The 23,722-nt window shown below is 61.9% G+C and carries 13 protein-coding genes and 1 pseudogene; 10 read left to right on the forward strand and 4 right to left on the reverse strand.

All coding sequences use genetic code 11. The annotated features are described in order from the left end of the window. Positions 1-96 precede the first annotated feature (96 nt). From F464_RS27850 to F464_RS0104440, 4 genes and pseudogenes are all read right to left on the reverse strand, one after another. Positions 97-483, reverse strand: a pseudogene (locus tag F464_RS27850) (TIGR03750 family conjugal transfer protein); the annotation flags it as partial. Between the two features lie 12 nt (positions 484-495). Further along, complete coding sequence (locus F464_RS0104430) at positions 496-864, reverse strand: TIGR03745 family integrating conjugative element membrane protein (protein ID WP_026295736.1); 369 nt, start codon at positions 862-864, stop codon at positions 496-498. A gap of 22 nt (positions 865-886) precedes the next feature. Beyond that, a complete protein-coding gene (locus F464_RS0104435; protein ID WP_018988574.1) occupies positions 887-1,120 on the reverse strand; it encodes a TIGR03758 family integrating conjugative element protein in 234 nt (77 codons plus the stop codon). Next, complete coding sequence (locus F464_RS0104440; protein WP_018988575.1) at positions 1,117-1,479, reverse strand: integrative conjugative element protein, RAQPRD family; 363 nt, start codon at positions 1,477-1,479, stop codon at positions 1,117-1,119. Before F464_RS0104440 ends, F464_RS0104435 begins: the two co-directional genes overlap by 4 nt. Positions 1,480-1,788: 309 nt before the next feature. Between F464_RS0104440 and mads1 the strand changes: the two genes are divergently transcribed. From mads1 to drmA, 10 genes are all read left to right on the forward strand, one after another. After that, positions 1,789-1,986 (forward strand): methylation-associated defense system helix-turn-helix domain-containing protein MAD1, encoded by a 198-nt coding sequence (mads1, locus tag F464_RS0104445; RefSeq protein ID WP_018988576.1) that lies wholly within the window; start codon positions 1,789-1,791, stop codon positions 1,984-1,986. Positions 1,987-2,052: 66 nt separating this feature from the next. Next, positions 2,053-3,096, forward strand: a complete 1,044-nt coding sequence (locus F464_RS0104450) for a DNA cytosine methyltransferase (protein ID WP_026295738.1) — start codon at positions 2,053-2,055, stop codon at positions 3,094-3,096. 21 nt (positions 3,097-3,117) lie between these two features. Then, the gene (locus F464_RS0104455) at positions 3,118-3,573 is read left to right on the forward strand and encodes a very short patch repair endonuclease (protein ID WP_026295739.1); all 456 of its coding nucleotides are present in this window, start codon (positions 3,118-3,120) and stop codon (positions 3,571-3,573) included. 20 nt (positions 3,574-3,593) lie between these two features. Then, complete coding sequence (gene drmD, locus F464_RS0104460) at positions 3,594-6,728, forward strand: DISARM system SNF2-like helicase DrmD (RefSeq protein WP_018988579.1); 3,135 nt, start codon at positions 3,594-3,596, stop codon at positions 6,726-6,728. Further along, positions 6,725-11,110 (forward strand): Eco57I restriction-modification methylase domain-containing protein, encoded by a 4,386-nt coding sequence (locus F464_RS0104465; protein WP_018988580.1) that lies wholly within the window; start codon positions 6,725-6,727, stop codon positions 11,108-11,110. Before drmD (F464_RS0104460) ends, F464_RS0104465 begins: the two co-directional genes overlap by 4 nt. Further along, a complete protein-coding gene (locus F464_RS0104470; RefSeq protein ID WP_018988581.1) occupies positions 11,110-12,891 on the forward strand; it encodes a hypothetical protein in 1,782 nt (593 codons plus the stop codon). The genes F464_RS0104465 and F464_RS0104470 overlap by 1 nt, the downstream gene beginning before the upstream one ends. Then, entirely contained in the window at positions 12,884-14,839 is a 1,956-nt protein-coding gene (locus tag F464_RS0104475; RefSeq protein ID WP_018988582.1) for a BbrUII/HgiDII family restriction enzyme, read from the forward strand. The genes F464_RS0104470 and F464_RS0104475 overlap by 8 nt, the downstream gene beginning before the upstream one ends. 10 nt (positions 14,840-14,849) lie before the next feature. Then, positions 14,850-17,975, forward strand: a complete 3,126-nt coding sequence (drmD, locus tag F464_RS0104480) for a DISARM system SNF2-like helicase DrmD (RefSeq protein ID WP_026295740.1) — start codon at positions 14,850-14,852, stop codon at positions 17,973-17,975. 3 nt (positions 17,976-17,978) lie between these two features. Further along, on the forward strand, positions 17,979-19,622 hold the full coding sequence (locus F464_RS27855; protein WP_051092246.1) for a hypothetical protein: 1,644 nt from the start codon (positions 17,979-17,981) through the stop codon (positions 19,620-19,622). A gap of 45 nt (positions 19,623-19,667) precedes the next feature. Further along, a complete protein-coding gene (gene drmA / locus F464_RS0104490; RefSeq protein ID WP_018988585.1) occupies positions 19,668-23,720 on the forward strand; it encodes a DISARM system helicase DrmA in 4,053 nt (1,350 codons plus the stop codon). Positions 23,721-23,722: the final 2 nt, after the last annotated feature.

A 23,722-nucleotide genomic window follows, 5' to 3' on the forward strand; every position in this document is an offset into this window, starting at 1 on the left:
AACCCTCCGCACTGCGTGCTCCGGGACTTGCGCTTGGGAACGGTCCGGCGCGCTCGCTGGACTACCTTCCACTCGGGCGGCTCTGGCGAAACGCTGGCGCCGGGTGCTCCACCAGCCCGAGCGGGTGATGATCTGGCATCCCCCCACGTAGGCCGTCAGTGCGGGGTAGCGCAGTGCGAGCCGCCACTGGAGCTGGCGGTAGAGCCAGGTGTCGGGGCGGCCGCGCTTTTGTCGCCGCAGGAATTCGCCGCCCACGAAGACACCAATCCCGATCCCGGCGACGATCAGCGTGGGCACCATGGCAATACTGTGAGTCAGCCAGGCCAACGGCACGCCAACCGAGAACCCGGCCACAGCCGACAGGCCGGCACAGATCCACAACTCGTCTGCCGTCAGCCCACGCACGACCACCGGGTGTCGGTTCAGGCGGTGCGGCAAGAAGGTCACGAGCCCGTCGCGCGGACTCTCCGGGAGGCCGGCCATCGGTCCCGGCCCTTACAGCACGCCGGTGGCCTTGGTCAGCAGCCAGATGCCGACGACCAGCAGGATGGCCCCCACTGCCACGGTCAGGCCGAACTGGCCCCAGGTGGCGCGGCCGGTGTGGATCTCCGAGTAGCGCGTGTAGGCGTGGTAGCAGACGCCGACGAACATCGAAGCGACCACGAGCAGCGCGATGAGCAGCACGATGTCGTAGCCGTAGTTCTGCAGCGTCTGCATGATGCCGCTGCCCGCGCCGCGCGACGGGTCTTCCATGGTGGGCAGGCCGGCCGCGAGCGCGGACAGGGGGAGGGCCGCAACCGTCAGCGGCAGGACGGCACCGGTGATGCGACGGGACATGGGTTGCGGAATAGACAAAGCGTTCATGGCGATACACCCTTCGTGGTGGTCAGGACAGGAGGAAGAAGCCCAGTACCAGATACATCGCGACGAAACGCACGATGACGCCGAGGAACTGGCCTTGGGTGAGGTGACGCTCGGCCCAGCCGACATAGGCGGTGCGCATCGCCCAAACGCCCCACAGCAGGAGGACGGCGAAGATGAAACTGAGCACGGCGACGGAGACGGCCGCCGGAGTGAAACCGCCGTTGGCCTGGAAGGCGCTGATCTGGGTGGCGTTCATCGGGCCTCCTCTGCATCGGAGGGGCGGACGGACTGGCGGTAGTCACCAAGCAGCTCGACCGGGTCGCGCGGCTGGGCACGCGGTGGCGTCAGGTAGTCGTGGATGCCTGCACGGACGCGCTGGACGTCCTTGCGTAGGCGGGCATGGTCGAAGTAATAGCGCTCACCGGCAGCCGGTTGGTAGGAAGACGCGACAGTCGCGATGAAGCGATCCAGTGCCTCGATCTGGCGCAATGCGGCGGCCAGCTCACGCCGATGAACATCCGCATCGGTGGCAAACGCTGAAGACGCCGTGCCCAGCAGCGCTGCCAGCAGCAACGCTGACGTGAGGCAATGAATGTCCGGATGGGGGAACTGCATCGCGCCATTCCTTCCAGCTAAGGCAATGGCGTGATGGTGTGGAAGAGCGGATGTCCATGCTGCAAAGAATCGGAACCGGTGCCGTACCGGATTCCCGGTCTCACCTCGATATGTCAGGCCCGAAGCTTCACGTGATGACTGGCTGCGTCTACACACTGAGCCCCAGGCGAGAGATGAGGCTGTTAAGCCGGTGAAATCACTTCAAACCTGGGCCAATCCGGCTAAATCGGCTGTTCAAGTGGGTTGATTGATGTAATCATTTTAAAATTGCCCTTACTCCGCCACCCCTCTGTGATGGAACCCCGTGTCATGTCAGATCGCTGGTTGTCGGTCGAGGAGATCGCAGAGTACCTCGGCGTCAGTAAGGACACCGTCTATGCATGGATCAGCAAACGGAACATGCCGGCTCACCGTATCGGCCGGCTGTGGAAGTTCAAGACCGAAGAAGTGGATGAATGGGTCCGTTCTGGAGGGGCGGCGGATGCCGAGAGTAAGGGCAAGAAATGAAGTGCTGGTTTGCCATGGGTTTCGCCCACTTCGTTCAAACATCGAAGTGGAAGCAGGGGATGTGATGTGACAACGATTTCTTGTGTGGATTTGTTCTGCGGCGCGGGCGGGCTGACGCATGGCTTCGTCCTGGAGGGGCTCCCCGTGGTCGCCGGTATCGATCTGGACCCTGCGTGCCGCTTCCCTTATGAGGCCAACAACCAGGCCCGATTCGTCGAACGGGATATCAGCAAGGTCACCGCGTCTGAACTGAAAGCGCTGTTCGGCGACGCCGACCTGACGATTCTCGCGGGCTGCGCCCCGTGCCAACCCTTCTCGACCTACGCACAGCGCTACGAATTGGACGGGAAGGATGGCAAGTGGGGCTTGCTGTATGAGTTCGCGCGTCTCGCCAAAGGCGCCAAACCCGATGTCATCACGATGGAAAACGTCCCTACCGTCGCGAAGCACGAAGTGTTTCATGACTTCGTCGATACGCTGAAACGGCTCGGCTACAACGTCTGGTTCGATGTCGTCGACAGCTCCCGCTATGGCGTGCCGCAGATGCGGCGACGCATGGTGCTGCTGGCATCGAAACATGGCGCCATCAAAATGATCGAGCCGACCCACGAAAAACCAAAGACGGTTCGTCAAGCCATTGGCCGCTTACGCCCATTGAGTGCAGGCGAGGCGGCGCCGAGAGACAAATTGCACGTCACCTCGACGCTGTCGGAAAAGAATCTCAAGCGGATCAAGGTATCGAAACCCGGTGGCACTTGGCGCGATTGGCCGGATGATCTGGTCGCCGACTGTCACCGCGCAGAGAGCGGGCGTACCTATCCGGGCGTCTACGGCCGCATGGAGTGGGACAAGCCAGCGCCCACGATGACGACCCAGTGCTACGGCTTCGGAAACGGCCGTTTCGGGCACCCGGAGCAAGATCGCGCCATCTCATTGAGAGAGGCTGCGATCCTCCAGAGTTTCCCGCGCGACTACGCTTTCGTTCCCGACGGCGGCGAAGTGAGTTTCACGGTTCTAGGGAGGCTCATCGGCAACGCGGTACCCGTCGATCTCGGCCGTGCCATCGCGCGCAGCATCAACACCCATCTCGCAGCGGTTGCGACCCGATGACGAACTGACGAGTGCCTCCCGATGTCGCGCATTCAGCCATCATCCCCGGAGACCAGTCGCCGCATGGCGAAGGTTCGGCAGAAGGGAACTAATGCCGAGATCGCACTGCGAAGAGAGCTTTATCGCAGAGGGCTGCGCTACCGGGTCGACTACGAGGTCCTGAAGAAACCTCGCCGCGTGGCGGACGTGGCCTTCCCGGCGTTGAAGATCGCCATCTTCGTCGACGGGTGCTTCTGGCACGGTTGCCCGGAGCATGCCACCTGGCCAAAGCAGAACGCAGAGTTCTGGCGGCAGAAGATCGAGGCGAATCGCCTCAGGGATGCCGACACGAATTCGAGGCTTCTCGAGGTCGGTTGGACGGTACTGCGATTCTGGGCGCACGAGTCACCGATCGAAGCCACAGAAACCGTCGTACAGACGGTGGCCATGGCGAGAGCGAAGCGCTGTGCATCGACTGGCGTACACGAGAAGAACTGAACAGGAAGATGGCAGACCGCATGGAAATCTCGAACGATCAGAAGCACGAGACCTACCGTGCTCGTCCGGAGCCCGGCCAGCTGGTCGAGGTTCGCCGGCGCCAGTGGGTCGTGGCGGATGTCGCCTCCTCGAAATTGGAGTCGGCTTCGGCGTCGCAGAACTGCGTGACGCTTTCATCCATCGACGAGGACGGCCTCGGCGAGGAGCTGGAGGTCATCTGGGAGATCGAGCCCGGCGCACAAGTCATCGAACGCGCAGGCTTGCCATCCATCACAGGGCAGGACGACTCGGACACGCTGGAAGCCTTTCTCGATGCAGTCCGTTGGGGCGCCGCAACCAACGCCGACAGAGGATTTCTGCAGGCGCCGTTCCGTAGTGGCGTCAGCATCGAGGACTTCCAGCTCGACCCTCTGGTACGCGCCATCGACATGGCTCGCGTCAACCTGCTCATCGCCGACGACGTCGGTCTGGGTAAGACCATCGAAGCCGGGCTGGTCATCCAGGAGATGCTGCTCCGGCACCGCGCTCGTACCGTATTGATCATCTGTCCCGCCTCGCTCCAGGAGAAATGGCGTGTCGAGATGCTCGAGAAGTTCGGCCTCGAATTCCGCGTGGTTGACACCACCTACATCAAGCAATTGCGGCGCGAACGCGGCATCCACGCCAACCCGTGGACGTCCCACCCACGTCTCATCGCCTCGATGGACTGGGTCAAGAGTGGCGAAGGCCTGCGCGCCATGCGCGATGTTCTTCCGCCGCATGCCGGCCATCCGCGCAAGTTCGACCTTCTGGTCGTGGACGAGGCGCACAACATCGCCCCCGCCGCCGGCGCGCATTACGCGCTCGAGAGCCAACGTACGCGCTTCATCCGTGCGATCAGCCCGCACTTCCAGCATCGGCTGTTCCTGACCGCGACACCGCACAACGGCTATACCGAGTCGTTCACCTCGCTACTGGAGTTGCTGGACGACCAGCGATTCGCCCGCAACATCCTTCCCGACGAGAAGCAGCTGAGTCAGGTGATGATCCGTCGCCTGAAGAGCGACCTGGTCGACGCCGACGGCAAGCCGCTGTATGCCCAGCGCAAGCTGCAGGCGCTGGCGGTTCCGTACACGGATGAGGAACGGGAGATCCACCAGAAGCTGAACGATTACTGTGCAAGTCGCGAAAAAGACGCGGAGAAGGCTGGCAGCACATTCGGCACGTCGTTCGTCAATCAACTGCTCAAGAAGCGCCTGTTCTCGTCGCCCGCTGCGTTCGCTTCCACGCTAGAAAAACACATCGCCTCGCTGTCGAGTGGGGCCAAGCCCAAGGTGCAGGACGCCATGGCCGAGCGCATCCTGCGCAAGGCCATCCTGAAAGTCGACGAGGACTACGCCAACGACCAGGAGGTCGAGAACGCCCAATCGGAGGCCGTCGAGGAGGCTTCGCGCCGAGCCCAGCCGCTGACTCAGGAACAGCAACGGATGTTGGCCGAGCTGAGGGGATGGGCGCAACGAGCCAAGAACCAGGCCGATTCCAAGGCCAAGGCCATCATCGAATGGCTCTCAGCCAACCTGAAACCGGGCGGCCAGTGGAACGATTGCCGGGTGATCCTGTTCACCGAATACCGCACCACGCACCAGTGGATGCACGAGATCCTCGCCAGCCATGGTTTCGGTGGCGAACGCCTTGGCCTGCTCCACGGCGGACTCACTCAGGATGAGCGGGAGCCCATCAAAGCCGCGTTCCAGGCCTCCCCCAAGGATTCCCCCGTCCGCATCCTGCTCGCCACCGATGCGGCCTCCGAAGGTATCGATCTGCAGAACCACTGTAACTGCCTCATCCACTTGGAGATCCCCTACAACCCCAACGTGATGGAGCAGCGAAACGGGCGCATCGACCGTCACGGGCAACGAGAGAAAGAGGTACTGATCTGGCACCCGGTCGATGGCGGAGACAAGGGCCATGCATCGGTCGGTGGCCACGGCGATGACATCCTCCGCGCCCTGCGCAAACTGGAGTCGATGCGCGCCGATATGGGCAGCGTCAATCCAGTGATCGCGCCCCAGATATCCGGCCTCATCGAAGGCTCGCTGAAGGACCTCGACACCCGCCTGGCAGAGGCCAAGATCGCCAAGTCCCGGCGCTTCGTGCGCGCCGAACGCGAACTGAAGGAGCGCGTCGCCAAACTGCACGAACGTCTCTTGGCCACGCAGCAGGATTTTCACCTCACGCCGGATCACATCCAGATGGCGGTAAAAACCAGTCTCGCGCTGGCGGGCCGTCCTCCACTGGAACCCGTCGCCCTGCCGGATGCTCCCGGGGGCAGCATATTCAGAATGCCGGCACTGTCCGGTTCGTGGGCGCGCTGTCTGGAAGGCTTGCGTCACCCCCACACCCAGCAGATACGTCCCATCACCTTCGACCACGCCGTGGCAAAGGGACGAGACGATGTCGTACTCGTCCACCTGAACCATCGCCTGGTGCAGATGTGCCTGCGCCTGTTGCGTGCCGAAGTCTGGGCGCAGGACGACGTCAAAAAACTGCATCGAATCACCGTGCGCACGGTGCCGGATGGACGCATCGAAGGTCCGGCCGTGGTCGTTGTCTCGCGTCTGGTCATCACCGGCGGCAACCACCATCGACTGCATGAGGAATTGACCGTCTCAGGCGGCTATCTGCGCGATCAGACGTTTAGGCGCGAAGAGGCTGTCACTCGTTTCCAGCAGTGGCTGGACGAGGCGCAGCCGGTCACGGCGAACGAGTCGCTGTTCGATGCCCTCCGGGTGCGGTTCGATCGCGCCCAGCCAGCCATCCTGCAAACCGTCGATGCTCGCTCCAAGGATCGACTCAAGTTTCTGGCCAACACCCTGAAGGCCCGCAAGCAGCAGGAAATTGACGACATCGGCGCCGTGCTCGACGAACTCGAAAGGGCAATCCAGAACGAGCTGAAGAAAGATCAGCAGCCCGAGCAGCTCTCACTGTTCACCGAGGACGAACGCACCCAGCTCCGACGCGACACCGCCGCGCTGGAGGCCCGCCTCGCACGCATCCCGGCCGAACGCATCCAGGAGGTCCAGGCCATCGAAACCCGCTACGCCAAGCTCGATGACCGCACCTTCCCGGTCGCCGTCGTCTTCCTCGTTCCCGAGTCTGCGGGAGGGCTGGCGTGAGCGCCAACGACCTGCACCACGATTGGCTGGCGCTCATCGAGATCTCCGGCCCGTTCCTCGCCGTTCCCGTCCTCAAGGAAGTCTTTCCTCAAGGGCTGGAAGAACTCGACGGACTCAAACGCAAGCGGCTGCGCCAGGCCTACGAGGAATGGCGTGAGGCACTCGAGACGGATGACTCACAGTTCCCCGAGCTGCACGCCGCCTGGATCGACGAGGTGCTGTCGCGCGGTCTGGAACTTGATGAGGATGGCCGAGGCGACGTCCTGAAGCGCGCCGATTGGTGTGCGGCCAACCTGAATACCAGTCTGCCCGAGCATGGGGTGACCTCGTCTCCGGACCTCGCGGTCGTCGACGAGCAGCGCGCCGACAAGCCGCTGATGCTCATCCACACCTATTCGCAGGACGTCGACCTCGATGCGACCCTGAAGCCGGACGGATGGGCCAGCACCCCGGCCGATCGCATGGTCCAACTGTGCCGCGCCACCGGTTGCCGCCTCGGGCTGGTGAGCAATGGCGAGCGCTGGATGCTGGTCGACGCCCCGGTAGGCGCCGTCACTACCTTCGCCAGCTGGTACGCCCGCATCTGGAGCCAGGAGCCCATCACCCTACAGGCCTTCGTGCACGTGCTGGGGATTCGTCGCTTTTTCGTCGGTGAAGCCGAACAACTGCCGGCGCTTTTCGACCGATCCCTGAAGTATCAGGACGAGGTCACCGACGCCCTCGGTGAGCAGGTGCGGCGCGCTGTCGAAGTGCTGATCCAAGCGCTCGACAAGGCCGACCAGGACCGCGATCGCGAGTTGCTGCGCGACGTGAAAGAGCCAGTGCTCTACGAAGCCGCGCTGACGGTGATGATGCGGTTGGTGTTCCTGCTCTCCGCCGAGGAGCGTGGCTTGCTGCTGCTTGGCGACGAGCGCTACGAGGCCAATTACGCGCTCTCGACGCTGCGCATGCAGTTGCGCAAAGAATCCGAGGAGATCCTCGAACGCCGCTGGGATGCCTGGTCGCGCCTGCTGGCGAACTTCCGCGCCGTGTTCGGTGGCATCGAACACGAGAACCTACGCCTGCCCGCGCTGGGTGGTTCGCTGTTCGACCCGGATCGTTTCCCTTTCCTCGAGGGCCGTGCCAAAGGCTCCGACTGGCGCACCGATACCGCCAAACCGCTACCGATCGACAACCGCACCGTGCTGCTGTTGCTCGAGGCCATCCAGCAGTTCCAGGGTCGGACGCTGTCCTACCGCGCGCTGGATGTCGAACAGATCGGCTACGTCTACGAGGGCCTGCTGGAGCGCACCGTCAAGCGCACCGCCGAGGTCACGCTGGAACTCGACGGCACCAAGAGTGCCAAGGCCCCCTGGGTCAAGTTGGCCGAGCTGGAGTCTGCCCGGCTGGACGGCGCAGAACGCCTCGCCGAGTTGCTTCAGGAGCGTTCCGGCAGTTCCCTCAGCCGCGTGCGCAACGATCTGGCCAAGCCCGTCGATGACACGCTCGCCGATCGCCTACTTGCAGCCTGCCATGGGGATACGGCACTGCGTAATCGCATCAAGCCCTTTGCCCACCTCGTGCGCACCGATCCGTGGGGCTATCCGCTGATCTATCCCGCCGGTGCCTTCGTCGTCACCACCGGCTCCGACCGGCGCGAGACTGGCACCCACTACACCCCGAAGTCGCTGACCGAGGCCATCGTCACCGAGACGCTCACCCCGGCCGCCTACTTTGGGCCAGCGGAAGGCAAGTCACGCGAAGAGTGGGTGTTGAAGTCACCCCCCGAACTGCTCGACCTCAAGATCTGCGACCCGGCCATGGGCTCGGGCGCCTTCCTTGTGAAAGCCTGCCGTTGGTTGGCCGACCGTCTGGTCGAGGCCTGGGCGCTGGCCGAAGACAATGGCCACGCCGTCAGCGTCGATGGCCAAGTGCTGCCCGATGCCAGCGGCAAGGAGCTTTTGCCGCGCGATGCCGAGGCCCGTACCGTGATCGCCCTACGCCTCATCGCCGAGCGCTGTCTCTATGGTGTGGATCTGAACCCGCTGGCGGTCGAACTCGCCAAGCTCTCGATTTGGCTGGTGACGCTGGCCAAGGGGCGCCCGTTCGGCTTCCTCGACCACAACCTGCGTTGTGGCGACAGCCTGCTCGGCATCCACCGGCTGGACCAGCTCACCGAACTCTCCATGACGCCGACTGGCAAGGGCCAGCAGCGCTTGTTCGGGAAGAACATCGAACAGGCGGTGCATGAAGCGATCGAGCTGCGCCAGCGGCTGCGTGAGATGCCGATACGTGACATCCACGACGTCGAGGCGATGGCGCGGCTGGATGCCGATGCACGCCGCCGACTCGAAGTCCCGGAGCGGATCGCAGACGCCTTCATCGGAGAAGTATTCAGCACTTGCGGCAGCGGATCAGTCCTAGAAACCGCGTTCGCGTCGCTCGCCATCCAGGCCGAGCATGCGATCGACGGTGACCAAAATGCGCTCAAGGGGGTCATGGACCGCGCGCTTAGCGCGCTCTCGGTCGACATGCCACAAGGACAATCAAAACGCAGACCATTCCATTGGGCTCTCGAATTTCCCGAAGTATTCGGGCGGCGGAATGGAGGTTTCGATGCGTTCGTCGGCAATCCGCCGTTCCTCGGTGGCAAGAGGATCAGCACCGTCCTGGGCACGACGTTCAACACCTACCTTTCCGTTCTTCATCCACCGGCAAGCAAGAATACCGACCTGTCCGCTCACTTTTTCCGACGAGCGTTCAGCACACTCCGGGATGCCGGCAATTTTGGTCTGCTCGCCGTCAACACCATAGCCGAGGGTGACACCAGGCAAGGTGGCCTCGAATGGATGACGAAAAACGGGGCGACGATCTATGCCGCATTCCCCAATGAACCCTGGCCGGGTAAGGCCGCGGTGGTGACGAGCCGCGTACACGTGCACAAAGGGAGTTGGAGCGGAACCAAGACTCTATCCGGCAGACCGGCAGCCTTCGTTTCTGCCTTCCTGTCGGATCAGGATGAGTGGACTCCCAAGCCTTTGAAGGTTAATGAAGGGAAGGCGTTTATCGGCTCATTCGTCAACGGCATGGGCTTCGTGGTGACCGAGGCCGAGGCGCAGGCGATGATCCAACGCGATCCGAGGAATGCGGATGTCCTCTTCCCCTATCTCAATGGTGAAGACCTCAATTCCAGCCATGATCAACATACCAGTCGGTGGGTGATCAACTTTTGGGACTGGCCGGAGGAAAAAGCGGCGACGTATCCAGAACCCTATGAATGGATCAAGCAGCGCGTCTATCTGGAGCGGTTGGAGAAGAGCAAGGAAAAGTCGTATCGGAACATCATGTCGATGTGGTGGCAGCACTGGAACGTTCGTCCTGGCCTCTACCACGCAGTAGGCCGTGGGCATCATTTTATGCAGCATCCGTCCAGTTGGAATCGCTTGGCACGGGGCTTGACACGGGTATTGATCGTTGCTCGGGTAAGCAAGACTCTTGCTCTCACGTTCGCCGATACTCGATCGATATTTTCCGATCAAACGGTCGTATTCGCATTTGACCAGGCGTGTTACTTCGCTCTGCTGCAATCCAACATTCACGCCGTGTTCGCTTGGCAGTACTCATCAAAGATGAAGAGCGACCTCAGGTATAGCCCATCAGATGTATTCGAGACTTTCCCCTTTCCGCCAACCGAAAAACTCGGCGATGGGTGTGCTCTGGATGTGCTGGGGCCCTCGTACCATGACCGCAGAGTTGGAATAATGCGATCAGAAGGGATCGGCCTCACCCGTCTGTACAAGCGTTTTCATGATCCGAAGGAAATCAATCCCGAAGTGGGGAAGTTGCGTGACCTGCACCGCCGAGTCGACGAGGCCGTCGCCGATGCCTACGGCTGGAGCGATATAGATCTGGATCATGGCTTCCACGAAGTACCTTATTTGCCCGAAAGCGATCGGGTTCGATTCACGATTTCCGAGGAGGCCAGAATCGAGGTGCTTGGGCGTCTGGCGGCGTTGAATCGGCAGCGTTGGAGTGCCGAGCAGGTGGCGGGCGGCAATAGAACGCAGGGCGCGAAGGGAGCATCGAGCTCAACTGCTGATCCCCGCAAAGTAGCCGACGCGAAGCATCAGGGACAGCTGTTCGCAGAACGCCCGGTCGCAGTGCAGACGAATGGCGAGGCGGACAACCCTTGGGGTGTGACAGCGGTCGACCAAATCTTGGCGTGGCTCGAAGCTCACGACGGCTGGTATCCAAAGGCCGTCATCTTGAATGGTTGTGGAGCACTACCTGATGCATGGAACGATGCCATCGAAGAACTGCTGACCGATGAGTTCGTCGAGATTCGCGGTGAAGGCGATGCGGTGCGGTATCGGGCGATAGGCGATGGGAGAACGACATTGTGATGGAACAGTCCTGGTTTGAGATGGCCGAGATTCGGCGGCGCAAGTTTGCCAACGGGGTCTGGATTCCCTTGCGCGCCATCCATTCTGTGCAGGAACTGGGAGCGCGCGGCCATTCTGGATTCAAAGAGGAATTCTTCGGCGCAGGCTCGCTTGCTGTGCCTGTCGATCAGAAGGACGAGGCGCTCAATCTCGAATGGATGGATGTCGGCATCAGCCGTGAGCACGGCGCATCTGTCGATTCGGGGCGCTATATCCCGTCCGACATCTACGAAGTGACACGCGGACAGCCGCTGGGACTCGCCTTGGTCCTCGAGCAACGGCTGAACCGCACTGAACATCCTGTCTGGCATCTGCATCAAGATATCGTCTTGGCGCTACATCTCAAGCGCGAAGGAGACCGGTGGGTATGCCCGGACGAGGGCTATGTCGAGGTTGCCAAACTTTCTCGCCACAGTGACGGTCGCCCGTATCTCCTAGTGATGCGCGCCGAGTTTCTGTTCGACTACCTCTGTGCTCGAAAAATGGGGCTATACATCACCTCTTACCGAAATCGGGAGGAGGTCGTAGAGGATGTCAGCCACATCAAGTGGACGAATGATCCCGAGAGCGACAAACGAGAAGGCGAACGCTGGGAAGGCCGAATCATCGCCATCCATGAGGGTGGCATGCCTTTCGGCGCAGAAACCGCAGTCTTTCATGTTTCCAGAACGGACGTCGACCCTGAGGAAGATGTTCCGACCTTTGGCTTTCCGACTGATGACACCACCGCGTCGAAGTCATGGTCCTTCAAACGGCGCGAGAGAAAGCTGTTCATCGTCCAAGGCGAGTATTGGCGGGATGAATGGATCGACCCAGGGACGTACAGCCCGCGCATCCGTGGCGATTCCGTGCCGGGGTCGGTGTTTTTCATCACTGATACTGCCGGTACTCGCGAGTCCAAGGACACTTTGGACAAGGAGAGTCGTTGGTTATGGTTTCGTCCCGACGTCATTACTGCGCTGGTCGATCGGCGCGGTGGCAACTTGCGTTGGTACACGCGGGATACCGGTTCGGTTTCGTGCTCACCTGACTACGGCGTGCATTTCGGTGTCAATTCGCTTGGGCTGATCAACGGCTACGCCAAAGACATCGGACTCCTGCCCGATTGGCAACAGCGGATCTGGTCTGGGTTCAATGTGAGCCCAGAAGGTGGTGTATCCGAGGAATTGCTCGCTTCGCAGATGCGAGCCGACCCAGCCAACACCGAGGCACCTGAATCTCGGTTTGTTGCGGCGCTCTCCTCAATGGACGAGTCTTTCCGCGCAGCTACTGGCAAACCACTGCTTCGTGAGCATCCATATCGCCCGGAGGTTCTCGGACGCATTCATCGGTTCCGTGCGATCGATCAGAAAGGACTGTTCGCGCTGGCCAAGGACATCGCCAGACTCACTGCTGACAGCATTGACGTCGCAGTTCTCCACGAGATCGTGGCTCCTCCGAAGGGCGAAAAATGGGGCTCTTTGAAATCTCTGGAAAAGGGCCTCACTTCAATCTGCCCAGTCGAGCAAGCACGTTCGACCCTGACCCCGCTCGTCGGCGCATATGAGCTCCGCCACGCAGACGCTCACCTGCCAGGTAGTGAACTTGCCCAAGTCATGAAGATGGCTGGCATGGACGAATCAAGCGCACCGATGCAACAAGGCATCGCGCTCATAGAGAATTGTGCTAATTCTATCGAAGCGATCACCGAGGTGCTTCCCAGCTTGGCACCGAAGGCATCTGTGGAGGGCACCCATGAGTGACACCTACAAGATGACGGTCGACCTGAACGTGCTCGACCACCTCGGGATCAACCTCTACAGCAACATCGCCGCCGTTCTGACCGAAGCCGTCGCGAACGCATGGGATGCCGACGCGGAGACCGTCGACATAAAGATCGACCCGAACGGAAACTTGATCGAGATCGTCGATGACGGCATCGGAATGTCGGTCGAGGACATGAACGGCAAGTACCTGCGAGTTGGTTACCGGCGGCGTGATGAAGACGTCGAGCATGGCAAGACCACGGCGAAGAGCCGCCCCGTGATGGGTCGCAAGGGGCTCGGCAAGCTCTCCCTGTTTTCGATCGCCAATATCATCGAGGTCGAGTCGGCCAGGGATGAAGTGGCGCACGGCCTTCGTATGACCGTGGCTGGAATCCATGAATCGGTTCGGAGGAAGGAACCGTTCTACAGCCCCGAGTCCCTACCTCCAGAACAAATCACCGTCGCAAAGGGCACCCGAATCGTCCTACGCGACATCAAGCGGCAGCGCCTCGGCCGTGGAGCGCTGGCGCTGCGCAAGCGCCTGGCTCGCCGCTTCTCCGTGATCGGTGAGGCGCACGGATTCAAGATCGACCTCGACGGCCAACCCATCACGTCTTCCGATCGTGGCGACCTGCCGATGGTGCAGTTCCTCTGGCAGTTCGGCGATGACGTGCTCGACCTGACTCCCGCCAGTCAGCTTCTGGAGCAGGAATCGCTGCCAAACCGCTTCGATGCCTGGGACACCGGGTGGAAGGTCAGCGGCTGGATCGGTACAGCCAGGTTCCCCAAGCAACTCGACAGTGAGGATGCCGGCAATTTGAATGGCATCGTCGTGTTCGCCCGTGGCCGCTTGTTCCACGAGAACATCCTCGACAAGTTGAATGACGGGCGGCTCTACACGAAGTACCTCACCGGGCAGATCGAGGCCGATTTCCTTGATGCCGATGATGCACCAGATATCGCGACCAGCGATCGCCAGCGTGTCCAGGAGGATGACCCCCGATATGCGCAGTTGATCGCTTTCCTGAAGTCGCGCCTGACGCAGGTCGAGAAGCGCTGGACGGAATGGCGCAAGAAACACGAGGTCGAGAAGGCTAAGGAGACGTCTCCCGCCCTAGCCGAGTGGCTCGACACGCTCCCCGAGGGATACAAGAAGAGTGCGGAGACACTGATCGCCAAGCTCAGTGCGCTGCCGGTCGATGAGGAAGAGGACCGGAAGCTCATGTATCGGCATGGGATCCTGGCATTCGAGCGCATGAAGCTGCGCGGCTCGACCGAGGAGTTCGTGACGAGCATCGAGAGTGCGGACAGGCTCCTGGCAGTGCTCGCCGACAGGGACTCTCTCGAAGCCTCCCTCTACCGGGACATCGTGAAGTCCCGTCTGGATGCGATCCGGGATTTCCAGACCATCATCGATGAGGACGCGAAAGAACGCGTGCTCCAGAAGTACCTGTTCGACCATCTCTGGTTGCTGGACCCGGCATGGGAGCGCGCCACGGGCAGCGAGCTCATGGAATCGCGTCTGACGAAGGAAGGCGTGCTCGTCGACAACCTGACCGAGAAAGAGCGTTTGGGGCGTGTCGACATCGCCTACCGCACCAATGCCGGTAAGCACGTCATCGTCGAACTCAAGAAGGTCGGTCGCAGGATGGGATTGCTTGAGCTGGTGGAGCAAGGCCAGACCTACGTCGACAAGCTGAAAAAGATCCTGCGCGAGCAAAACGATGTCAGCCCCAACATCGAGGTGATCTTCGTCCTTGGCAAATGCGTCGACGAAGAGGCATCGAACCCCGACCGTCTCAAGTCATCGATGACGTCGATCTCGCCGGGCAGCCGCATCGTCCATTACGACACCCTGATTCGGGGTGCTCAAGAGGCCTATTCGGCATACATCGAAAAGAGCAAGTCACTCGACAAGCTCGAAAAGATCGTGGACAGGATTTGAGGACGCCACCATGCCTTGGAACCCCGGCCAACTAGTTCGCCACATCGACGATCCCGCGAAGGTCGGTACGGTCACCGACCAGACCAGGACGCGCGCCTCTGGCTCGCAGTCCCGAGTGAACTGGAACGGTCGCATGGACTGGCATTTCGAGGGTGAGCTGATCGCGGCTGATGGGACTGATGATGACCCCTACGAGCTGATGCGTGAGGGGCGCTACGGTCGCGTGGATGACCTGCGGCGCCTGCTCACCCACGTCCACCTTGCCGGCCGCCTGGCGAACGTGGTCTATGCCATGGGGCTGACGCAGACCGACTTCTACCCGCACCAGTATAAGCCGCTGCTCACTCTGCTCGACTCGCCAGTCAATGGCCTATTGATCGCCGACGAGGTGGGTTTGGGTAAGACGATCGAGGCGGGGCTGATCTGGACCGAACTGCGCGCTCGCTACGACATGCGCCGGCTGATGGTGGTGTGTCCGGCAATGCTGCGCGAGAAGTGGCGCCTGGAACTCGCCAACCGCTTCGGTGTGGAAGCGCGTGCAGTGGACTCGGCCACGTTGTTGCAGGAACTTGAGACCGGTGACCACCGCGAACGGGCGTGGATCGTGAGCTACCAGGGCATCCGGGTGCCCAGCGGTTGGGATCCCGACGAGGCCGACGGGCCCAAGCGCGCAGTCCGTGCCCAGCTCGCAGACTTCCTCTGGCGTCGCGCGGACGCGGAGCCGCTGTTCGATCTAGTGATTTTCGACGAGGCGCACTACATGCGCAACGAGGAAACCGGCGCGTGGCGCACCGGAAGCCTGCTGCGCGATGTCAGCACGCATCAGGTGATGTTGTCAGCCACACCGATCAACCTCGGGGCGGAGGACTTGTTCAACGTGTTGAGGCTGCTTGACCCCGACCATTTCGAGTATCCCGAGGACTTCCGCAACGTCGTCCAGGCCAACCGCCCGGTGATCGCCGCCAGCGACGTCGTACGCGACCCGTCGAGCGACGGTGATCGCATTTTGGAGGCGATCCGCGAGATCGCCTCGTCGCGCTGGTTCGAGCGTTCGGAACGCGTCGACAACCTGATCGAGGAGGCGGAAAGCGTCGATGACTGGACGCGAGTGCGTCGCGTGGAGTTCGCCGCCAAGATCGAGCGGCTCAATCTGCTCGCACATATCGTCACCCGCACGCGCAAGCGCGAGGTGCAGGCCGAGCGGGTGGTGCGCGACGCGACCGTCTTCGAGGCCGAGATGTCGCCCGTCGAGCGGTCGCTCTACCGGGCGATCACCGAGGGCACGCGCGACTATGCGCTGGCCAACGGCATCGAGCACGGGTTCCTTCTTTCTACACCGCAGCGGATGGTTGCGTCCAGTCCGGCTGCGTTACTACGGACCTGGCGCGACGACGCAATCGACGACGACGCCATGGCGTCCGCGATGGACGAGAACGACGAGGACGAAGAGCATCTGCGCAAGTCGTCATCTGGGCTCAAGAGCTGGCTGGCAGAGAATGTGCTGCGCGACTTCGATCCCGGCGAACTGACCCGGTACGACTCGAAGTTCGCTGAGCTCTCCCAAGCGATGAAGCGCTTCCTGAAGGACGACCGCGAAGGTAAGGCGATCGTATTCACCACATTCCGGGGCACCGCGCGCTATCTCGTCGATCGCCTGCCCACCGAGAACATCGAGGCGGGGCTCCTGATGGGCGGTGCGGAGTTCGACAAGGAGGCGGTCGTGAACGCCTTCCGCGACGACCGTAGTTGCCGCGTGCTGGTCTGTACCGATGTCGCGGCCGAAGGCTTGGACCTGCAATTCTGCCGTCTCGTTGTCAACTACGACCTGCCCTGGAATCCGATGCGCATCGAACAGCGGATCGGTCGTATCGACCGGATCGGACAGCAGTCCAAGCGCATCCTGGTGTGGAACTTCGTACACAAGGACACTATCGACGCGCTTATCCTCACGAGACTCGCGAAACGTATCGGCGTCTTCGAGAGCACTTTAGGCGAGACCGAAGAGATCCTCGGCCAGGTCCGACGGCTTGAGGACATCCTCCTGTCCAGGCGCTTGACGACGGAGGAAGAGGAACGGCTGATCGAGGAAGTGGCGCTGGCGATCGAGAACGTCAAGCGTAAACAGGAGGAGCTCGAACGCGAGGCGATCCAGTTGGTCGCGCACGGCCAACAGTTGCTGGCGCAGATCGAGGCGGCACGGGGTGAGGGAAAGGTCGTGACCCGACACGACCTGATCCGATATGTCGCGGGTTGGATTGGGGCCGTTCAGGGTTGCCGTTTCCTCGCGGTCCGTGCTGAGGAAGACACGTTCGACGTACAACTCGCACCCGCCGTGGCGGCGGAATTCGACGAGTTCCTCCGGCGCGAGCGCCTGGCCGGCAGGACCGCGCTCGCCAGCGGCCAAGTGCGTCGCTGCCGCTTCGCCGACCGGATCACCGACAAACCCAGGCCCGGGGAAGAGGTCGTCCATCGCTTCCACCCCTTGGTGCGCTTCGTGTCGCGCAAGGCAGACGACGACGGAGAGCCTTTCCCTCTGTATGCGTCCAGGGTCGCGGTCGAAGGGGTCTCACCAGGGCAATGGGTGTTGCTCGCAAAGCTCGCGAGCTTCTCGGGGGTCAAGGACGAAGAGCGTCTGCTCGTCTCGGCCGTACCACTCTGGGGCGGCACGCCGATGGACGGCCAGGACGCGGAAAGCCTGCTTGATGCGGTGAGGAAGTCGGGCGGAGACTGGCCGAGCGTAGCGGTCGACATCGAAGCCGGGGTCGCGGCAGCTGGCCTCGAGCGTTGTGAGGAAGCAGTCAGGGCCCGCTACGCCGCGCTAAGAGATGCCACGAAACGCGAAAACCGTGACCGTGCCGACGTGCTCGCGCAAATCTTGGAAGATCACGTCAGCAAGAAGCGCGAGGGTTTCGAGCGGCGCATCCAGAGTCACGAGTTTTTCGCCAGCCTTAATGGCAATTCCCCTGACGGCAAGCGGCGCAAGGGTCTGGCAAACGCGGAGCGTAAGAAGCTCGAGAATTTCCTCGCGAGGATGGAAACCCGCCGTGCCGCGTTGATACGCAAGAGTGAGTCTTTCTCGGCCGACACGCGTGATATCTGCGCGCTGGTGGTGCATGTGGTACGGGAAGGGGGATAGAACATGAATGGCTGGAAGGATCAGCTACGCAATGTCAAACGTGCCTTGCGGCAGGCAGGCCCGTTCGAGAAACATGACGATAAACCAGCAAGCGTCGATTTCGTGCCACCGAAGTCGTGGGTGGACAGTGCCTCGACCGAACGTGGGTCGGGGCCGAAACGAACTGCCTCGCCAACGCACGCCAATCGACCGTCTAGCGGCAATCGTACAGCCTCGGGACTGCAGGCCACCGGGAAGCCAGGTAGTTGGCCGAGTGACGCGAGATCCGCGGCGTCCCTACCTGTATTCCAGCCCCGGATCGATGGCTCGCAATTTTTGACTATTCCCGACTGGGCAGGAGTCGGCAAAGCCTTGCAACACCCCGAATCCCGCGGCGGTGCCCCCCTGTTGGTCAGGCTCGGTATCGATTTCGGCACCGCATTCACCAAGGCCGCTCTCCGCGCAGGTCCAGACCTGGTGACCGTGGATTGGTCCACAGTGACCGGTGACGATTCGCCTGCGGGGCGCTGGATCGTGCCGGGCTTCGTATGTCGGGGATCCGGCGGTGAGTTCGGCTGGCGACGTTTCGAAGGGGGTGAATGGCAGGGCAACTTGAAGCTCCCGCTCGTTGAAAGCCCACCGAGTGCCTCTTGCCCCTATTCTGCGCTGGCCTATATGGCCGAGGTCATCCGCTATTCGCGGGCATTTCTGTACCGACATCCGGAGGTCGGTCGCAAGCTGGCGAATCGGTCGTTACGATGGGAGTTGAATCTCGGTTGCCCGACTGAACCACACGAAAACTCGGAGATCGTCGAACGGTTCCGACACGTGGCGCGCACTGCGTGGTGGCTCGCCGGCCGTGACGATCTCGACGAGGCGGCCATCCGTGCCGCATGGGACCGCCGCGATCTCGACACCGGACTCGAAACCCAGCCAGGTGTCGTTCCCGAGTTCGTCGCCCAGATTGCAGGCTATCTGAAGTCACCACAGGTCACCGAAGGACTGCATGCGCTCATCGACGTCGGCGCCGCCACGTTGGACGTTGCGACGTTCAATGTCGTGCTCCCCAAGCAGGACACCGTGCCTCGCGTTCCGATCTTCTTCTCAGCGGTCAAGCAGCTCGGCACCCACTTCCTCTCACACGAACGCCACGCGAGACTCGGTCTCGAACTCGTCTGGAACGACGCAACGCCGATAGAAACCGCCGCCGAATTCGTGCGCCGTCATGGCAGGGATGTGACGGAGGTCGACGTGATTGATGTGGAGTTCGCAAACAGAGTCGCCAGTTGCATCGCCAGCGTGATGAATGGAACGCGTACGAACGCTCGAGGCGACCCACGGAGTGCCGCTTGGAGAGAAGGTCTGCCGGTTTTCGTGACGGGCGGAGGGTCGGCTTGCGAAGTCTATGGTCGAGCCATCAGGGAAAGCGAAACCAAGCTGAAGGGTTGGATCTGTTCGAAGGAGCGCTTCAGATTCATCGAGATGGATTTGGCCCCGGCAACCTCAACCGACGTCGACCCCGCTGCGGCAGTCAGACTAACGGTTGCGATCGGCTTGACGGAGGACGCGGAGGACATCGCGCGCATCGTTCCGCATTTCGACATTGAGCCTATCACAAGAACGGCCAATGCACTGCGTCCAGATAGGGACGAACTTTACCCGCAATGAATGGCACTTTGCCCTTAACAAGTACCGGGTGTAAGCGGAGGAATGATGGACATAAGACGTGAAAACAAAACGAGTCGGTCGGACGTCGCGCCCAACGCTTGGCTCGCCATCGATCACGGACTCGGCACCGACCACAGGCTCGAGCCCTTCATCCTGGTTCTGAAGGGTGAGCGTTCTCTCTATCAAAGTATCGAGGAGGACGACTGGGTCCTGGTCCTGAACCCCGCTGGCGGCATCACCCGTGTCGGGCGTGTGCTGCGGGTTCGCTCCGATCTCGAAACCACCGCACTCCATTTCGACCGAGTGCTGTCGGTCACAGAACCCGCCTTGATCGGCCTCACTGCACTCACGCCGCCGTCATCGGGAAGCATCGGCCGCGTCCAGTGGACCGATTTCGTCGAAGCCCTGCCCAAGGCGCTGCACAAGACCATCGCCGAGGTGCCGACGATCGGTTCCGACACCAGCTCGCCCCAGTATCAGCAGGAGCTCGCCTACATCCGCGAACTGCTGCAACTGGCCGTGATCGACGATCTGCTCGGCCCGGCCGGTGGCCCTCATGAACGCATTGTCGACATGGGCGTTCGGGATCGCTATCTGGTCGGCAAGCTCGCCCCACGCGAGGCGGCAAAGGGTGGCACCGAGGGGCTCGAAGGAGCTCTGGCGAACGATGATGTCGAGGAGCCCATCGATCCGAAGCCGCCCGGCCAGCATGAACCGGGAGCAGAGTTCGGCACGGCGACTGGCCGTGTCGAGCCTGAATCCGATGCAACCGATGAGATCGACGCGGCCAGCAATCAATCGCTGGTGCCAAGCAGTCTCGGCATGACCTTTTGTGTGGATGGTGACGCCGAACGGATCGAGGTCGAGGTGCGCTGGGGGCGCTATGAGCGCAGTGACGAGCATGAAATCTTCCGCACCCGCAAGAACAAGGAGACCGGTGCCGAAGAGCAGACCAAGGCCAAGGTCTGGCAGCGCATCCCCTGTGGCGGCAAGCTGGTACTGCCGCTTACCGAAGGCGTGATCCCTCATCAGGCGCCGGACAAGACCTATCCCAAAGTGCGGGTGCAAGGCGCCGTGCGCGCCAAGAACGCGAATGGCGATCGTCTGGTGACGCTGTTCCTGGTCAATGCGCAGGAGGAACCCGAGACCAACCGCGATACGGCCTGGGTATTCCAGCCAGAGCTGATCGTCCGATCGGAAGCAGGAACACCAAAGCGCGCCATCTTCCGTCGCCGACCGGTACTTGATGCGGACGGCATGGATCCGGAGCGTGAGTCGCTGGAGATGATCTACCGCAACCGGGTGGAGTTCGCGGTGGGGCATGGAGTCGCCGTCCATGCCGAAACGGCGGACGACGTGACGCTGGCCACTGAGGTGCGCACCACGGTCATGCCGCAGTATGAGGTGCAGGTCACCGAGACACCGGGGCTGGCCCCCGCCGACCGACCGGCGATGAAGGAAATGGTGAGCAGTGGCCTGCTCGACATGCAACGCCTCGCCACCTTGGACATCGATCCACTGGTCGATGCCCTGAACCTGCTGACCAAGGATTACGCCGCGTGGATCGATGAGCAGCGCGCTCGGGTCGGCGTCGACGTGCTTGGCTACGACGTGCAGTCGCAACACGCGATGGATCGATGCCAGGAGATTCAAACGCGTTTGCAGCATGGCATCGATACGCTGAAATGCGATGAGAAAGCCTTGACGGCCTTCCGTTTCGCCAACCGAGCAATGGCCACGCAGCGCGTTCGCAGCCAATACGCACTCGAGATCCGTCGCGGCAAGGACGTCACCGTCGACCAGTTCGACGTGCTGAAGAACCGCAGTTGGCGACCCTTCCAGCTCGCGTTCCTGCTGCTGTCGATCCCTTCGCTGACCGACCCGACGCACCCGGATCGCGTGCAACCCGTCGAAGCCTATGCCGACTTGTTGTGGTTCCCCACCGGCGGCGGCAAGACCGAGGCCTACCTGGGTGTCGCCGCCTTCACCATGGCCATTCGGCGCATGCAGGGCAATCTTGGTGGCTACGACGGATCGCGCGGTCTGGCCGTGATCATGCGTTACACCCTGCGCCTGTTGACGCTGCAGCAGTTCCAGCGTGCCACGGCATTGATCTGCGCGATGGAGGTGCTGCGACGCGAGGTGCTCATGATAGGTGATCAATCGCTCGGCACCGAGCCCTTCACTATCGGCCTGTGGGTCGGCAACAAGGTGACCCCGGGCACGACGGAGGACAGCCATCGCGCCGTCCAGGCGATACGCGATGCGAGCAGAAACAAGGCGGGGCTTGCCTCTCCGGCTCAGATTACAAATTGCCCTTGGTGTGGCTCCAAGATTGACCCCGGCAAGGACATCTCGGTCGACAAAGAGCGTGGCCGTACCTTTGTCTTCTGCGGCGATAAGAAGAGCAGTTGCGCCTTCTCGAAGGGCAGGTCGAGCAAGCTCCCGCACGCAGGCATCCCGGTGCTGGTCGTGGACGAGGAGATCTATCACCGCCCCCCGACGATGATGATCGCCACGGTGGACAAGTTCGCCATGATGGCGTGGCGGGGCCAGGTGCGCACGCTGTTCGGTCGGGTCGGCCAGGAATGCGAGCGGCACGGCCTGCTGTGGCAGGGCGCGGACTGCAATGGCAATCACCAGGCCGGCAAGGGGCTCGGTGCCACCAAGGTCAAGAACATCAGCCCGATCCGTCCGCCAGACCTGATCATCCAGGACGAGTTCCACCTCATCAGCGGACCGCTGGGCACCATGGTCGGGCTGTACGAGACGGCGGTGGATGAGCTATGTGGCTGGAAGCTCGGCGAACATACGGTCAAGCCGAAGATCATCGCTTCCACTGCGACGGTCCGCAAAGCCCGCGAGCAGGTGAACAACGTCTTCATGCGGCGAGTGTCGGTGTTCCCGCCGCATGGGCTGGACGTGGAGGACAACTACTTCTCAGTCCAGCGACTGATCGAGGACAAACCGGGCCGTCGGTACCTCGGGGTCTGCTCCCCGGGCAGTTCGCGACCTGCGATGTTGATTCGGGTCTACACGGCCTTCCTGACCGCCGCGCAAGGGTTGTTCGATCGCTTCGGTGAGCCAGCAGATCCCTACATGACCATGGTCGGCTACTTCAACTCGCTGCGTGAGCTGGGAGGGATGAAGCGTTTGGCCGAGGACGACGTGCAGACACGTTCCTACCGGGTGCAGATGAGCATGGTCGAGCGCCCCGCATTGGCACAACGCAGCGTCAGCAACATCCGCGAGCTGACATCACGAGTCTCAAGCCAGGACATCCCGACGTACCTCGACAATCTCGAGGTGAAGTTCAAGGCCGAGTTCGACGCTGCAACTGGCAAGTACGTGACCAAGTGGCAAGAGGGTGACACCCGGGCGATCGATGTCGTGTTGGCGACCAACATGCTGTCGGTGGGGGTCGACGTCAATCGGCTGGGGCTGATGGCGGTCAACGGCCAACCCAAGGGCACGGCGGAGTACATCCAGGCCACCAGCCGGGTGGGACGTTCCTTCCCCGGCTTGGTCTGCACCGTACTCACGTGGGCACGGCCACGCGACCTCTCCCACTACGAAACCTTCGAGCACTACCACGCCACCTTCTACAAGCACGTCGAAGCGCAATCGGTGACGCCTTTCTCGCCGCGCGCGATGGACCGTGGCCTGACCGGCTCGCTGCTGAGCCTGATGCGTCTGGAGAACGATGTGTTCAGCCCCAACGAGGGGGCAGGCAAGCTGGACAAGTCAGACCAGAGCGAGATCACCGATGCCATCGATGTGCTGGTCAAACGGGCCTGGAACGTCAGCGAGCTGTCCAGCACCAAGAGCCTGGCCGAACAGGAACTCAAGGAGCGCGCGGACGAGTGGGCCAAGGAAGTGGGCAAGGGCGGTCGCATCCTGGCCTATGAGAAGCGCGGCCCCGAGAAGGACAAGACCGTTGCATTGATCAGGTCACCGGGCATCCAGGCCTGGGACAACTGGACCGTACCCATGTCCATGCGTGAGGTGGAGCCCGGCGTGCGCCTGATCATGAATACCAGTCACATCACGGACGACCACGATTGGAAGCCTCGTCCCGCGACGAAGGATGAGGATTGAAC

Source organism: Aromatoleum toluclasticum ATCC 700605 (assembly GCF_000378245.1).
In the GTDB taxonomy this organism is placed as follows: domain Bacteria; phylum Pseudomonadota; class Gammaproteobacteria; order Burkholderiales; family Rhodocyclaceae; genus Aromatoleum; species Aromatoleum toluclasticum.

What these genes read in the sequence shown, in the direction of transcription:
- F464_RS0104430 (WP_026295736.1), bottom strand. Translation starts at nt 864, where the DNA reads ATGAACGCTTTGTCTATTCCGCAACCCATGTCCCGTCGCATCACCGGT.
- F464_RS0104435 (WP_018988574.1), bottom strand. Translation starts at nt 1,120, where the DNA reads ATGAACGCCACCCAGATCAGCGCCTTCCAGGCCAACGGCGGTTTCACT.
- F464_RS0104440 (WP_018988575.1), bottom strand. Translation starts at nt 1,479, where the DNA reads ATGCAGTTCCCCCATCCGGACATTCATTGCCTCACGTCAGCGTTGCTG.
- mads1 (WP_018988576.1), top strand. Translation starts at nt 1,789, where the DNA reads ATGTCAGATCGCTGGTTGTCGGTCGAGGAGATCGCAGAGTACCTCGGC.
- F464_RS0104455 (WP_026295739.1), top strand. Translation starts at nt 3,118, where the DNA reads ATGTCGCGCATTCAGCCATCATCCCCGGAGACCAGTCGCCGCATGGCG.
- drmD (WP_018988579.1), top strand. Translation starts at nt 3,594, where the DNA reads ATGGAAATCTCGAACGATCAGAAGCACGAGACCTACCGTGCTCGTCCG.
- F464_RS0104470 (WP_018988581.1), top strand. Translation starts at nt 11,110, where the DNA reads ATGGAACAGTCCTGGTTTGAGATGGCCGAGATTCGGCGGCGCAAGTTT.
- F464_RS0104475 (WP_018988582.1), top strand. Translation starts at nt 12,884, where the DNA reads ATGAGTGACACCTACAAGATGACGGTCGACCTGAACGTGCTCGACCAC.
- drmD (WP_026295740.1), top strand. Translation starts at nt 14,850, where the DNA reads ATGCCTTGGAACCCCGGCCAACTAGTTCGCCACATCGACGATCCCGCG.
- F464_RS27855 (WP_051092246.1), top strand. Translation starts at nt 17,979, where the DNA reads ATGAATGGCTGGAAGGATCAGCTACGCAATGTCAAACGTGCCTTGCGG.
- drmA (WP_018988585.1), top strand. Translation starts at nt 19,668, where the DNA reads ATGGACATAAGACGTGAAAACAAAACGAGTCGGTCGGACGTCGCGCCC.